This is a genomic window from Salinibacterium sp. NG253, from assembly GCF_015864945.1.
Taxonomy (GTDB): Bacteria; Actinomycetota; Actinomycetes; order Actinomycetales; family Microbacteriaceae; genus Rhodoglobus.
The window spans coordinates 26,989-40,329 of sequence record NZ_JADYWF010000003.1; the positions used below are offsets into that span (position 1 = coordinate 26,989).

A 13,341-nucleotide genomic window follows, 5' to 3' on the forward strand; every position below is an offset into this window, starting at 1 on the left:
ATCGGTGGTTACTGAGGAATCTGTCCTATAATCGAGCCCATAATGGACGACCCTCCCTCTAGTTGTCGCCGGGGCCCTTCTCCGTGCGACCATCACCTGTTTCTCGCCCGTTCTCTACCTACCTCCGCGGCTGGAGGTGAACTGTCATGAATGAATGGCTTCTCCTCGCCGCTGGCCTCGTGCTGACTGTTGGCACTGGCTTCTTCGTCGCCTCTGAATTTGCTCTCGTCAACCTCGATCGTTCCGATCTTGAGTCACGACAAGAGCGTGGCGAAAAGCGACTTTCCCCCATAATCGCGGCGCTCAAGCACACCTCGACTCATCTTTCGAGCGCGCAACTGGGCATCACCCTCACGACTCTTCTCGCGGGTTACACCCTCGAACCTGCATTCAGTATTTGGCTATCGATTCCGCTCGGCGAAGTGCTGCCTGACGGCGTCGTGGTCGTGCTCGCTAGCGTGCTGGCCATCACGTTCGCCACGCTGCTCTCCATGATCGTGGGCGAGCTGGTTCCCAAGAACTTCGCTCTCGCGTTGCCACGCGCCACCGCAAAATTTGTTGTGCCGTTCCAAATTCTCTTCACGACGGTGTTCAAGCCGGCTGTGAGCCTGCTCAACAACACCGCAAATGCGATCCTCCGCTCTGTGGGAATCGAACCGAAAGAAGAACTTTCGGGTGCACGCACGGCAGAGGAACTAACATCGCTCGTTCGCCGTTCGGCTAGCCAAGGAAGCCTCGAAGCGGACACGGCTACCCTGCTCGCGCGCACCCTCGCCTTTGCCGATCACACGGCGCAAGACGTGATGACGCCCAGGCCGCGGGTCGACAGCATCGACCGCACCGACAGTGCGCAAGACGTCATTGATCTCGCTAAGCGCACCGGCTTCTCTCGCTTCCCCGTAATCGACGACAGCATCGACGATGTTGTGGGCTTTGTGCACATCAAGCAGGCTGTTGCGGTGCCGCACAAGAAGCGTGCCGACGTGCCCGTTTCTGCACTGCAAACCGAAGCGCTTCGGGTGCCAGAAACGATGCGACTGGATGCCCTCCTCGCCGAACTTCGCGGACGTGGCTACCAAATGGCTGTTGTCGTTGACGAATACGGCGGAACTGCCGGAGTCGCCACGCTCGAAGACCTCGTGGAAGAACTCGTCGGCGAAGTTTCCGACGAGCACGACCGTTCGAAAGCAGATGTGGTGCGCTCGCGTGACTGGTTCACCTTCCCCGCAATTCTGCGCCCCGATGAGCTTCTCGAGCGCACCGGCGTTGAGGTTCCCGAAGAGGGACCGTACGAGACGGTCGCGGGTTGGCTCATGAGCGAACTCGGCCGAGTGCCACGCACCGGCGACACCATTACCGCCGCTGGCGGAGTGTTCCGCATTGAACGACTGGAAGGTCGACGCATCGACCGCGTGAGGTTTACCCCCGATCCCATTGACACCACGAGCGATGCTGAGGTGGTGCGCTAATGGACGTCTGGGGAATCATCTGGCTTTTCGTTCTACTGATCATCAACGCCTTCTTCGTGGGGGCAGAGTTTGCCGTCATTTCGGCACGACGCTCACAGATTGAGCCGCTTGCGGCATCCGGTTCACGCTCGGCAAAGACCGCGCTATGGGCGATGGAACACGCGACGCTCATGCTCGCGGCGTGCCAATTGGGCATCACAGTGTGTTCGCTGCTGATTCTGAATGTGTCAGAACCGGCCATTCACCACTTGCTTGAGGTGCCGTTGGCGCTGACTGGCCTCAGCGAAGAACTGATCAGCACGATCGCGTTTATTCTTGCGCTGATCATTGTGTCGTTCTTGCACGTTGTGCTCGGCGAAATGGTGCCGAAGAACCTGTCGTTCTCGATTCCCGATCGTGCGGTGCTGATTTTGGCGCCGCCGCTCGTGTTCATCGCGACAGTCTTCCGCCCGATCATCGTCGCCCTCAACGCGACAGCGAATGGCATCCTGCGACTCTTCAATGTCGTGCCTAAGAACGAAGCGAACAGTGTCTTCACGCTCGACGAAGTGGCCACGATTGTGGCGCAGTCGAAGCGAGAAGGTGTGCTGATGGATGCCGGTGGCACCCTCACCGGCGCGTTCGAGTTCACCTCCAAAAAGGTTCGCGATGTCGCTATCCCGATGTCGGGGCTCGTCACGCTGCCCGAGGATGCCACCCCTGCCGATCTCGAAAAGGCGGTCGCTCAGCGCGGATTCTCGCGCTACATCCTGCTCAATGACGCGGGAGAACCCACGGGTTATCTGCATTTGAAGGACGTCATCGACCTCGACGAGAGCGAATTCTCGGAGCCGGTGCCGCCCAAGCGGATTCGTCAGCTCATCTCGATGTACTGCGAGACCGACCTTGAAGATGCGCTGGCGACAATGCGTCGTTCAGGAGTGCACGTTGCTCGCAGCTTCGACGCGACCGGTGAAACCACCGGTGTGCTGTTCCTCGAAGACATCATCGAAGTGCTCGTGGGCGAAGTTCAAGACGCCACCCGGCGTCGCTAACAGCGTTCTCAACTATCGTTGACATCCATGGATACTGAGTCGATGTGGGGTGCTGCTGAGGCGGCACGTCACATCGCTCTGCCCCAGGACTCCGATGACAAGTATTCCCGCGGGGTGCTTGGGCTGATTACAGGGTCGGCGCAGTATCCGGGAGCCGCGGTTATCGGTGTCGAAGCCGCTGCTCGAACCGGAGTCGGAATGATCCGCTACCTCGGTGCTGAGCGTGCCGAAAACCTGATCCTGCAGCGTCGCCCCGAAGCGGTGATGGCTGACGGTCGCGTGCAGGCCTGGCTCATCGGCTCGGGTATGGATCATGCCAATCGCGAGCCCGCTTCCGAAAAACACATCACTGCCGCCCTGAGCCAGAACGTTCCCCTCGTGCTCGACGGGGGAGCCCTTGACGTGGTTCACCGCGTGAGCACCCCAACCGTAATCACCCCGCACTATCGTGAACTTTCCCGGCTGCTTGACGAGCCTGTCGACGAGATCGCTGCGGCCCCCCGGGACTGGGCGGAATCCGCCGCCACCCGACTCGGCTGCACCGTGCTGCTCAAGGGTCACACGACGTACATCACCGACGGAGCAACGACGGTCGCGGTGGCGGCAGCACCAGCATGGTTGGCTACCGCTGGCGCTGGAGACGCGCTTGGCGGCATCCTCGGGGCACTGGTCGCAACGCACAGTGACGCGGTGCTTGTTGATCCGGCACAACTCGTGGGGCTCGCTGCCACCGCGTCTTACATTCATGGTCGTGCAGCGCAGCTCGCTAGCGCTGGAGGACCACTCACCATCCTTGACCTGTGTGCTCACGTGCCTCACATCGTCGCGGAGCTTGTCGCGGTCGCTGGTGATAGTGCGCCTGCTCCCGCGCCAGCGTGCTGAACCGCCACACGGTCAGCGCCTTCGCGCTCTGGCTTCTCTTTATCGCGGTGCACCTCGTGCTGGGCTTGCTCAATCTTCAGGGCCCCGGAAACCCCTTTGGCGATGTCACCATCGTGTACGCAGGCTGGGCGCAGCAGGCCTATGCCTCAGGAATTGTGGTGGGCGTTGATATGCCGTGGGTGTATCCGCTGCTCGCGATCGTGCCGATTCTGGCATCAGTCACTTTTGGCATCGGCCACATCGGCGCGACGTGGCTCGCGCTCGTCATGCTCCTCAACCTCGTCGCGCTCGGGTTTCTCACCCGCTGGGGTCGCTCCCGCGCCGGTGTGATTATCGGATGGTGGTGGCTGGTCTTCTTGCTGGCCCTCGGACCGATTGCGCTCGGTCGCATTGACGCGGTGACGGTGGCGGTCGCGCTTGTCGGAGTGCGGCTGCTGAGCAGGCACCCCCGAGCGGCAGGCGTCGTTTTGGCGTGCGCCACCTGGATCAAGGTGTGGCCTGCAGCGCTCCTGCTCGCGGCGTTCATCACGTTGCGTCATCGTTGGGCTATCGCGATTGCCGCCGCGGGAACAACAGCCACCGTGGTCGTATTCGCGCTGCTGGCAGGCTCAGGGATGAACGTGTTCAGCTTTGTGAGTGAGCAGACAGGGCGCGGCATCCAAATTGAGTCTCCGATTGCCGGGTTCTGGCTTTGGCAGGCTGTGGCGGGCGTGCCCGACACTTTTATCTACTACGACGCCTCGATTCTCACTTTTCAAGTGACCGGAGCCGGAGTGCAACTCGCGGCGGCCCTCATGACACCGCTGCTGGGAGTGGTCATTCTTGTTATTGCTGTGCTGGGCGTGAGAGCAACGCGCGCGGGCTCCTCAACTCTTGGCGTTCTTTCGATGTTGAGTCTCGCCCTCGTGACCGCGCTCATCGTGGTCAATAAGGTCGGCTCGCCTCAGTTTATTGGCTGGCTCGCGGTACCGATCGTTCTTGGGCTGCTCACCGCTCGCGCCGAGGGGTCGCTTCGGTTCCGGATGCCCGCGGCGCTCGCCCTCGTCATTGCCGCCCTTACCCAACTGGTGTATCCCTACTTTTATGACCAGCTCTTGGCTGCCAACCCCATCATGGTTACCATCCTGACGGTGCGAAACGTGCTCGTTCTCGCCCTTCTGGTGTGGGCGATCGGGCAGCTCGTACGGCTCGGTTCTCGCCCGTCTGCGAGCGGGGAACAGACGCCGCAGCCGTTCTTCTCAACCCCATACAGCCCATCCCTCGAACGCCCCTCGGCAAAGGAGTCAGCATGATCGTCGCATTCTCAATCGCACCCAGTGGTGGTTCCGACGGAACCGATTCTGTCCACGATGCCGTGGCCGCCGCGGTGAAAGTGGTGCGCGAATCAGGGCTACCGAACCAGACCGACTCGATGTTTACGACGATTGAGGGGGACTGGGACGAGGTTTTTGCGGTGGTGAAAGCCGCGACAGAAGCTGTCGGGCAATTTGGTTCGCGGGTTTCGCTCGTGCTGAAGGCGGACATCCGCCCCGGTCGCACCGGAGAGATGACCGGCAAGCTCGAGCGCCTCGAAGAAGCACTCCTTCGCGCCGACAGCTAACGGTCGTCGGCGTGCCGTTGGATGACAGCACCTGCTCTTAACGAACAAACCGCACTGGATCCGCGTGAAGCGGAGTCAGTGCGGTTTGTTGTTGCGGCCAGAACTGCGCGGTAAGGCTTAGAGGTGGTGCATCGTGTCGGTCTCGATGAGGATGCCGTCTTCGAGAGCGCGCTTGCGCAGCGCTACCTTGGTGCCGACATCGAAGCCCGCGACGCGGTACTTCTCGCGAATGCGCTTGAGGTAGCTCTTGGCGGTCTCTTCAGAGATGCTGAGTTGGTAGGCGACCGACTTGACGGGCTCGCCGCCGCCGTAGAGCGCCATGACGCGACGTTCTTGAGCACTGAGCTTGGGGGCTCCACCGATTTCGTCGGCGTTGATTGCCAAGTCGAGCTCGGCGGAAATGAATGATTCACCCTTGGATGCTGCCCGAATTGCTTCCACGATCATGTCGGCGTCTTCGCTCTTGACGAGGTAGCCGAGGGCACCAGCGGCGAGAGCTTCGCGAACCACGTTGGGCTCGGAATAGGTGCTCATGAGAACAACGCGAACGTTCATCGACTTGAGAGTGTTGATCTTGAGCGAGACCGGGATGTTGTCTTTGAGGTCAAGGTCGAGCAGCACAACGTCGACAGGGAACTCGGGGTGGATCGTCAGTTCGGGCCACGTCGGCACGGCAACAACCATGTCGATGTCGGCTGCGGCCTGACGAATCCACTCGGTGAGCGCACCGAGCAACATTCGGTGGTCGTCAACGAGTGCGAGCCGGATGCGCTTTGTTGGTTCAGTCACGATTAGGTCCTCTGGTCGTTCGTCTTATCTTACGAAAATTATTGGTCAGCGGGGTTTTCGACAAGGCATTCAATGTCGAGGCGCACGCTGGAGTTCTCTATGGAGTCGGTATACGTTCCGACCTTCGCGACCGCTTCCCAGGTGGAAGCGTCAACACGATTTCGTGCCACTCCGGTCGAGGTGATCGAGATTCCGACTGCCACTTTGTCTTCGAAACCGGATGCCAAAACGGTAGTTGATGGCGCGATCGTGATGTGGACGGAGTTTTTGGCCCCGCGTTTGGTGGTGTCAGTCACAAAGAGCCACGCAGTCGAGAGCAAGCCGTCGCGCTGGGTGGAGTCGAGCAAACCGGCGAGGCTTCCCTTGTCGGTAAGTGTTACCGATTTGCCGAGCAGGTCAGACTCGGTGATCGCATGATAGAGCCAGGTTTCGCGGCGGCCCTCAATGAGGTGCAGTCGCAATTCGGTGGCGAGGGATGCCGCCGTCGAGGCAATTTTGGGTTGCAGAGGCAGCTTGGTTGAACCGTTTGCCACCGAGTCGAGCAGCTTTTCTGCGGCGAGGTCGAGGCGGGCCAGTTCTTCGGATGCCATCATGCCGACGGCAAAACGTGGTGCGGTGAGGGTGCTCTGAACGAGCACGCGGTCGAGCTCGACCTGCACGAGTTGGCGGAAGTTGACGATGAGGGAGAGACCAATCACGGTGGGGAGCACGGCGAACGCCACGGTGGTGATCTGCGGAGCAATATTGTCTTCAGTCAGGGGCACGTTCACCACGATGGCGGCGGCTAAGCCTGCGCCGACCGCAGAGACAGCGATGATGATGTCGGCGCTGGGGCGAACCGTCAGCACAAGAAGTAACGCCATTCCGGCCGCAACCGCGGAGGTCGCGTGGCCGCCGATGTTGTGTAGATCCCAGATGGCGAAGATGTCGAGCGCCATGACGGCGGCGAGGCCGACAAGGAAGAGCACGAACATCCAGAGCGGAAGTTGGCCGCTGGTGAGCTGCACCACCGTGATGGTGCCAATGATGATGACGATCAGGAGCACCCATGCAATAGCTGCCGCAACAGGATTGGGGTAGATGTCCCATTGGATCACGAGCCACACGAGACCGTAGATCGCGCGAAGGCTCACCAGAATGGCCGCTCCGATGCCGACGAAGCCGGTTCCGAGGCCGATGAGTCGGGGAGTGTCGTCGCCCGCGAGACGTCGAACCGCTGCGCTCTTAGCGTGGCGTGGTTTGCCGCCGACGATGACGCCGAGAGTGTTTTCTTCGGGAGGAGCGTAGGTCATCGGGGAACCTCCAAGACGACGGTGGTTCCGGAGCCGGGAGTGGAGAACAGTCGAGCTTGTCCGCCGACTTCTTTCAACCGTGCCACGACGGACTCTTTGAAGCCGAGGCTCGCCGAATCGACATCGTCGAGGATGAAGCCGACACCGGAGTCGGTGATCATGGCGCGAACGGTCGTGTTGTCTTCGGTGATCGTGACGTGAGCTTCGGTAACGCCGGAGTGGCGGCGAACGTTTTCGAGACACTCAGCGAGGGCGAGCAGGAAGGCGTCGAGGACGTCGCTGGGAAGCAGAACCTGGCCGGTACCGTGCCAACTGACTTCGAGTCCCATGCGGCCGAATCGCTGCTTGACTGACTCGAGCGTCGTGCCGAGCACTGTCTCACTTACGGGGGCGCTCAGGTTATAGTCGCCGGATGCTTGCGGCGTGGGGGTGGCACCGAGGCGAAGTTGACGCAGAAGTCGAGCATCGTCGCCGGCCTGCTGGCGCATGGCCTCTGCTGAAACGCCGACACCGGAGTGGGCGAGCAGCGTGAGAGTGGCCAGAACCGTGTCGTGAAGCAGGCGAGCACCCTGACGACGCTGGGCTTCGGTCTCGCTGGCTTGGCGTTCTGCGCGGTGGGCACGACCAATGCTGGCGATGCGGCGCACGGCTTGTGGAACGCCCGAGCTAATCCAGAAGCCGATGAGGGCGGCAAGGATCCAGCCGAAGATCGCGAGGGCGAGAGTGCGCACGGGCGGCTGGAACGGTGCGAGCGAAATAATGGTGACGCTCGCTACGGCGAGAAAACTGAGGAGCAATACGATGCGGCGCAGCAGCGTGGTCGTCAAAACGATGGCAAGACAGGCGAGGGATGCTGACGAGAGTTGGGCCACGGCAGAAAGCCCTGCTTGGCTCGGCCCGCCCGGTGTGCCCGCGATAAGAAGGATTGCGATGATGCCCACCACGAACGAGGGAATGACCCAGCCGATCGAGCGGCTGTTTCCCGTTTGGAACTGCAACACAGCCATGACCGCATAGAGCGGGAGGCACAGCAGCAGCGTCGTTGTCGACACTGCCCCCGGGATGCTCAGGCATACGACCGAAACGATCAGAAAACTAAGACTCGCTACTCGCGCAGTGCGCTGAAGTAGGCGATCTCGTTCTTTCGTAGTGAGGTCCATTTGTGGCAATGTTTGCACATTTCGTACCTCTCTCGGGGGTGACGCACCGCCGATTGTCATGAGAAAGCGACATTTTTTCGCCCAACACGCTCGGTGACGGACGATTCTCAGCAAATTTAGAGAGCGAGTAGGCGTTCCAACTGGGCGCTCACGAGCGCATCCTCAATCAAGAAACCGTCGTGGCCGAATGGGGAATGGATGACGTGTGGCAGCGCGCCGTCGATGTTGCCAGGCAGGTGCTCGGCAATGATCTCTTGGCCGGACACGGGGAAGAGTCGATCGCTGTCGATGCCAAGCACGAGCGCGGGCATCGTGGCGCGTGCCAGTGCTTGAGCGACGGTGCCGCGACCGCGGGCAATGTCGTGGGAGCTCATTGCTTCGACGAGAGTGACGTAGCTGTTGGCATCAAAGCGGCGCGCAAACTTGTTGCCGTGAAAGTCGAGGTAGCTTTCGACGGCATAGCGGCCGCCCTTGCCCCACGGGCTCACTTCGCTTTGCCACGTGCGGGCGAAGCGTTCATTGAGCTCGTCGGAAGAGCGGTAGTTGAGCAGTGCGAGGCGACGTGCGAGAGCGAGCCCGCGGTGGGGTCCGTCGCCATCGGCGGCGTCGTAGTACGCGCCATCCGCGAAGGCAGGATCGGTGCGCAACGACTCGACCTGAACCGAGTTGTGAGCGATCTGGTCGGCTGTGGAGACGGGCGGTGCGGCCAAAACGGCTACCTTCTCGACGCGATCAGGATGCGCGACCGCCCATTCCAGAGCGTGCATGCCCCCCATCGAGCCGCCGATCACCGCGGCCCACTTGTCGATGCCGAGGGCATCGCTCAGGGCGACCTGCGCGGCTACCTGATCGCGGATCGTGATGAAGGGAAAGCGGGCGCCGAACTCGGCTCCGTCGGGCGCGTGAGATGCCGGACCGGTGCTGCCCTGACAGCCACCCAAGATATTGGGAGACACGACGAACCAGCGGTCTGTGTCGATGGCTTTGCCTGGGCCGACAAGATCGTTCCACCATCCGGCGGTGGCGTGCCCGTTTCCGGGGTTGCCGACAATGTGGCTATCACCGGTGAGGGCGTGGGCGACGAGAATCGCGTTCGACGCGTCGTCGTTGAGAGTGCCGTGCGTTTCGTAAGCGATACGCGCTGAGGGAAGGCGGCGGCTGAACTCTAAAGCGAGATCGGTGATGGTGACGAACTGGCGTTGACCTACTGGATCGCCCTCGCGCCACGCGCCCGTCGCCGGGGGCTTGCCGAGGAGTGAACGCACGTTTGCGTCAGTGATGAATGCCGAAGGAACAGTGTCTTCAGGTGTCTGCCAGTCCATGTCGCCTTAAGTATCGCGAACTATTCTGTGTGGCACGGAATTATTACGAAGCTGGTGGCTGCCGACCGCGTTAACGAGGCAGTGGCGGGAGCACTCCGAAGAGCACTGCCGCCACTGGTGAAGCCAGCAGTCTTAGACGCGGGCGCGAGCCTCTGCGGCTGTCGCGCGGGCGGCATCGAAACCGGTTTGCAGGTCGGCCTTGATGTCCTCGATGTTCTCGAGGCCCACCGAAAGACGCACCAGTCCTGGTGTGACTCCGGCGGTCAACTGCTGCTCGGGGGAGAGCTGCGAGTGGGTCGTCGATGCAGGGTGAATGATGAGGCTGCGCACGTCACCGATGTTGGCCACGTGGCTGAAGAGCTCGACGCTGTTCACGAACGAGCGGCCAGCATCCACTCCGCCCTTGAGCTCGAAGGAGAGAACTCCACCGACACCCTTGGGCGCGTATTTGTTGGCGTTCGCGTACCACGGGCTCGAGGGGAGTCCGGCGTAGTAAACCGTGTCAACATCGTCGTGGCCGTCGAGCCACTCGGCGATTGCCTGAGCGTTTTGCACGTGACGCTCAATGCGCAGGCTGAGTGTTTCGATGCCCTGGATGAGCGAGAAAGCACTGTCGGGGGAGATGGCCGAACCAAGGTCGCGCAGCAACTGAACGCGGGCCTTGATGATGTACGCGATGCCATCGCCAAGAACGCCAGTGTAGCTGGCGCCGTGGTACGACGGGTCAGGCTCGGTGAGACCGGGGAACTTGTCAACGTTCTTCGACCACTCGAACTTGCCGCCATCGACAATGACTCCACCCAGAACCGTGCCGTGACCGCCCAAGAACTTGGTGGCCGAGTGAACGATGATGTCGGCGCCGTGCTCGAACGGACGAATCAGGTACGGCGTCGCGATGGTGTTGTCGACGATGAGGGGAACACCAGCAGCGTGGGCGACGTCGGCAACGAGCTCGATGTCGAGAACGTTGATGCGCGGGTTACCGATGGTCTCCGCGAAGAGGAGTTTGGTGTTGGGGCGGATAGCAGCTGCCCACTCGGCAGCGTCATCCTGGTTCTCAACGAAGGTGGTCTCGATGCCGAGCTTCGCGAGGGTGTACTTGAAGAGGTTGTAGGTTCCGCCGTACACAGACGACGACGAGACGATGTGGTCACCGGCCTGTGCAATGTTGAGCACGGCGAAGGTCGTTGCCGACTGGCCGGAAGCGAGCAACAGTGCTGCGGTTCCGCCTTCGAGAGCGGCTACGCGCTGCTCGACAACATCCTGGGTTGGATTCTGGATGCGGGTGTAGATGTTGCCGAATTCGGCCAGCGCGAAGAGGTTCTTGGCGTGATCCGCGTTGTTGAAGACGTACGCGGTGGTCTTGTAGATCGGTGTCGCCCGCGAGTTAGTCGTGGGGTCAGGCTGCGCGCCCGAGTGGATCTGCTTGGTTTCAAAGTTCCAGTCGCTCACGGCGGCCTCCTAGGTCGGTTGGTGGATCGGGATGTCCGCCACACTGTGAGCCTAAGCAGGCCCCGTGGGGCGGTCAATCACTCGTGAAATATGTCGTAACTCAACGTTTTTTAGTAGACAGATCTGTCTCTTTGGGCAAGGGCACAAAAACCCAGTTCGGTTTGGGCTCGATTATCGGTCGGAAAATCTTCTTGATCAACGGGGTCGACAGCACGAGAGCGATACCGATTGAGCCGAGCACCATGCTCACGAGCCACATGGCCGACGACCGTTCATCCAACAGCAGTCCGCTTTCGCGGAGCGGATAGAGGATGAAGCTGTGCAGGAGGTACACGTACATCGTGGCTTGACCGGCATCCGCAATCCACGTGTGGCGGCGAGGGACCAGAGCGAAGAACGCTGCGCTCAACAGGATGGCGAGAGCGATGAGGCCGAGCCGGACCGCACCAGCCCACCATTGGTCTTCACCAAGGCCCTGGTAGGAGTCGTCGTAAAAGAACCAGAAACGCAGATTGATGGTGCGCCACAGTTCGATGTTGCTGAGGATGATGGCGATCCACCCGAAGAAGATCGTGACCGCGAGTGCCCGAATGAGCAAGACCGAGCGTTCGGCGACCTTCCAGCGCTCCATGAGCTTCCACTCATTGAGTTTCCACCCCAGCACGAAGAAGGGCAGGATGCCGATGGCGCGAGAGAGCGAGAAGGTGCTGTCTACGTTGTCGAAGTACCCGACCCCGACGGAGCCGATGATTGCCCACAGCAGCGGCCAGCGCAATAGTGCGAGGTACGGAAGGACCAGGCGGAAGATACCGAGGGCGAGAAGGAACCAGAGCGTCCAACTGGGCTTCGACGGGTTGAGATCTGTCGTGCCCTCCGCGAAGAACTTCACGATTGACCAGATGGCTTCCATGATGAAATACGGCAGCAAAATGTCGGTGAGAACCCGACGCATCTGAAGCGCCGATGGCGGTCCGGGCTTCGAAAAATACCCACTGATGATCGCGAAGGCGGGCATGTGGAACGCGTAAATAAAGAGGTACAGCGCTAAGGCGTTGTTGGAGTCGTACGTGAGCCGCTGGATGCCGTGGCCAATCACCACGAGGGTGACGGCGAGAAAGCGGGCGTTGTCCCAGTGGGGGAGTCGTACTTTGGGGGCGCGCGCAGGCGGCGAAGTGGTGAGAGAAGCTCCGGTCATTCGTTGAAGTGTAATCGGCATCGCCGTGAGCTTCGTGTGGCTTTTCCCGGGTTGTGGGAACTAGATTGAACCGACAGTTCGCTGCAGAAAACCCCTCAGGAGACATATGACCACCGTGCTCGTTACTGGCGCCTCAGGCTTCATCGCCAAACACATTGTTCGCGAACTGCTGGCGAGTAACTACTCGGTGAAAGCCGCCGTGCGCTCCGGAACGCGACAGGCTCAAGTCGAGGCTTTGTTTCCCGGTGCCGACCTGAGCTTTGTTTCCCTCGACCTGCTCTCCGACGAGGGGTGGGCCGAGGCGATGGCTGGGGTGGATGTGCTTCTTCACACCGCGTCACCCTTCCCGGTGGATGAGCCTAAAGATCCTCAGGAGCTGATTCGTCCGGCGGTGGAGGGCACCCAGCGGGCGCTCGTCGCCGCTCAGGCTGCGGGGGTGCACCGCGTCATTCTCACCTCAAGTTGTGCCGCAATCTACAAAGATTCGGCTAAGCCGCGAATGGATGTCTCGACGCCCGCGAATTGGACGGACCCGACGCATCCCGACACCACCGCTTATGAAGCATCGAAGACCTTGGCAGAGCGAGCGGCGTGGCAGTTCGTGGCCGAGCATCCTGAAATGCAGCTCACCACGATCAACCCCGGCGCGGTCTTTGGCCCGCCGATGGATGAGCACTACGGCACTTCTTTGGCGTACGTGGAGCGCTTTCTGGGAGGTGTCGATCCGGCCTACCCCAAGTCGAATCTCCCGATTGTGGATGTGCGCGATGTTGCCCGCATGCACGTTGCAGCAATCGACAGCGCGGTAGCAATCGGCAAACGGTACCCGGCGAACGCGGGTGAGATGATGATCACCGAAGCCAGCACCGTGCTCAAAAACGCTTATCCGCAGCGCAAGATCACTACCCGGCAACTGCCCAACTGGCTCGTAAAGATTGTGGCTCCCTTTAATCCCGCGGTGCGGGCGCTGGCCGGCTCCATTCAACGCAACCTCGATGTTGATGGTTCTGATGCTCCGCGCGACCTTGGGTTCACTTACATTTCCTCCACCGACGCCATCCTGGCCTCCGCCGAATATCTGATCGCGAACGAACGCTAGCGAGCTCTCGGCGTGAGCGAGCGCGGCATCCGGTGGCTGGCGACTGC

The 13,341-nt window shown here is 61.0% G+C and carries 12 protein-coding genes; 6 read left to right on the top strand and 6 right to left on the bottom strand.

Annotation, left to right across the window (positions count from 1 at the left end):
• The first annotated feature begins 146 nt into the window (after window positions 1-146).
• From I6E52_RS12995 to I6E52_RS13015, 5 genes are read left to right on the top strand one after another with little or no spacing between them, the layout of a single operon-like run.
• Window positions 147-1,469, top strand: a complete 1,323-nt coding sequence (locus I6E52_RS12995) for a hemolysin family protein (protein ID WP_197158120.1) — start codon at window positions 147-149, stop codon at window positions 1,467-1,469.
• Window positions 1,469-2,503 carry a hemolysin family protein gene (locus tag I6E52_RS13000; RefSeq protein WP_197126465.1) on the top strand — a complete coding sequence of 345 codons (1,035 nt, stop codon included), beginning with the start codon at window positions 1,469-1,471 and terminating at the stop codon, window positions 2,501-2,503. Before I6E52_RS12995 ends, I6E52_RS13000 begins: the two co-directional genes overlap by 1 nt.
• 27 nt (window positions 2,504-2,530) lie before the next feature.
• On the top strand, window positions 2,531-3,385 hold the full coding sequence (locus tag I6E52_RS13005; RefSeq protein WP_197158122.1) for an ADP/ATP-dependent (S)-NAD(P)H-hydrate dehydratase: 855 nt from the start codon (window positions 2,531-2,533) through the stop codon (window positions 3,383-3,385).
• Window positions 3,379-4,677, top strand: a complete 1,299-nt coding sequence (locus I6E52_RS13010; protein WP_197158124.1) for a glycosyltransferase 87 family protein — start codon at window positions 3,379-3,381, stop codon at window positions 4,675-4,677. The genes I6E52_RS13005 and I6E52_RS13010 overlap by 7 nt, the downstream gene beginning before the upstream one ends.
• Window positions 4,674-4,985 (top strand): MTH1187 family thiamine-binding protein, encoded by a 312-nt coding sequence (locus I6E52_RS13015; RefSeq protein ID WP_197126471.1) that lies wholly within the window; start codon window positions 4,674-4,676, stop codon window positions 4,983-4,985. Before I6E52_RS13010 ends, I6E52_RS13015 begins: the two co-directional genes overlap by 4 nt.
• A 117-nt stretch (window positions 4,986-5,102) precedes the next feature.
• Here I6E52_RS13015 and I6E52_RS13020 read toward each other — a convergent pair whose 3' ends face one another.
• The 6 genes from I6E52_RS13020 to I6E52_RS13045 all read right to left on the bottom strand — a co-directional run bounded on the left by I6E52_RS13020 (window position 5,103) and on the right by I6E52_RS13045 (window position 12,195).
• The gene (locus I6E52_RS13020; protein ID WP_197126473.1) at window positions 5,103-5,774 is read right to left on the bottom strand and encodes a response regulator transcription factor; all 672 of its coding nucleotides are present in this window, start codon (window positions 5,772-5,774) and stop codon (window positions 5,103-5,105) included.
• A gap of 38 nt (window positions 5,775-5,812) precedes the next feature.
• A complete protein-coding gene (locus I6E52_RS13025) occupies window positions 5,813-7,066 on the bottom strand; it encodes a hypothetical protein (RefSeq protein WP_197158126.1) in 1,254 nt (417 codons plus the stop codon).
• Entirely contained in the window at window positions 7,063-8,226 is a 1,164-nt protein-coding gene (locus I6E52_RS13030) for a sensor histidine kinase (RefSeq protein ID WP_197126477.1), read from the bottom strand. The genes I6E52_RS13025 and I6E52_RS13030 overlap by 4 nt, the downstream gene beginning before the upstream one ends.
• A gap of 116 nt (window positions 8,227-8,342) precedes the next feature.
• Complete coding sequence (locus I6E52_RS13035) at window positions 8,343-9,548, bottom strand: homoserine O-acetyltransferase (RefSeq protein WP_197126479.1); 1,206 nt, start codon at window positions 9,546-9,548, stop codon at window positions 8,343-8,345.
• Between the two features lie 132 nt (window positions 9,549-9,680).
• Window positions 9,681-11,000, bottom strand: a complete 1,320-nt coding sequence (locus I6E52_RS13040) for a bifunctional o-acetylhomoserine/o-acetylserine sulfhydrylase (protein ID WP_197158128.1) — start codon at window positions 10,998-11,000, stop codon at window positions 9,681-9,683.
• Window positions 11,001-11,100: 100 nt separating this feature from the next.
• Window positions 11,101-12,195 (bottom strand): acyltransferase family protein, encoded by a 1,095-nt coding sequence (locus I6E52_RS13045; protein ID WP_197158130.1) that lies wholly within the window; start codon window positions 12,193-12,195, stop codon window positions 11,101-11,103.
• Between the two features lie 106 nt (window positions 12,196-12,301).
• Here I6E52_RS13045 and I6E52_RS13050 point away from each other — a divergent pair, with 106 nt between their 5' ends.
• Entirely contained in the window at window positions 12,302-13,294 is a 993-nt protein-coding gene (locus I6E52_RS13050) for an NAD-dependent epimerase/dehydratase family protein (RefSeq protein WP_197158132.1), read from the top strand.
• The last annotated feature ends 47 nt before the right edge of the window (window positions 13,295-13,341 follow it).

Bases quoted from the DNA above. Each gene is read 5' to 3' on its own strand.
- I6E52_RS13025 (WP_197158126.1), bottom strand. From the start codon at position 7,066: ATGACCTACGCTCCTCCCGAAGAAAACACTCTCGGCGTCATCGTCGGC.
- I6E52_RS13050 (WP_197158132.1), top strand. From the start codon at position 12,302: ATGACCACCGTGCTCGTTACTGGCGCCTCAGGCTTCATCGCCAAACAC.
- I6E52_RS13030 (WP_197126477.1), bottom strand. From the start codon at position 8,226: ATGGACCTCACTACGAAAGAACGAGATCGCCTACTTCAGCGCACTGCG.
- I6E52_RS13000 (WP_197126465.1), top strand. From the start codon at position 1,469: ATGGACGTCTGGGGAATCATCTGGCTTTTCGTTCTACTGATCATCAAC.
- I6E52_RS13005 (WP_197158122.1), top strand. From the start codon at position 2,531: ATGGATACTGAGTCGATGTGGGGTGCTGCTGAGGCGGCACGTCACATC.
- I6E52_RS13035 (WP_197126479.1), bottom strand. From the start codon at position 9,548: ATGGACTGGCAGACACCTGAAGACACTGTTCCTTCGGCATTCATCACT.
- I6E52_RS13015 (WP_197126471.1), top strand. From the start codon at position 4,674: ATGATCGTCGCATTCTCAATCGCACCCAGTGGTGGTTCCGACGGAACC.
- I6E52_RS13045 (WP_197158130.1), bottom strand. From the start codon at position 12,195: ATGACCGGAGCTTCTCTCACCACTTCGCCGCCTGCGCGCGCCCCCAAA.
- I6E52_RS12995 (WP_197158120.1), top strand. From the start codon at position 147: ATGAATGAATGGCTTCTCCTCGCCGCTGGCCTCGTGCTGACTGTTGGC.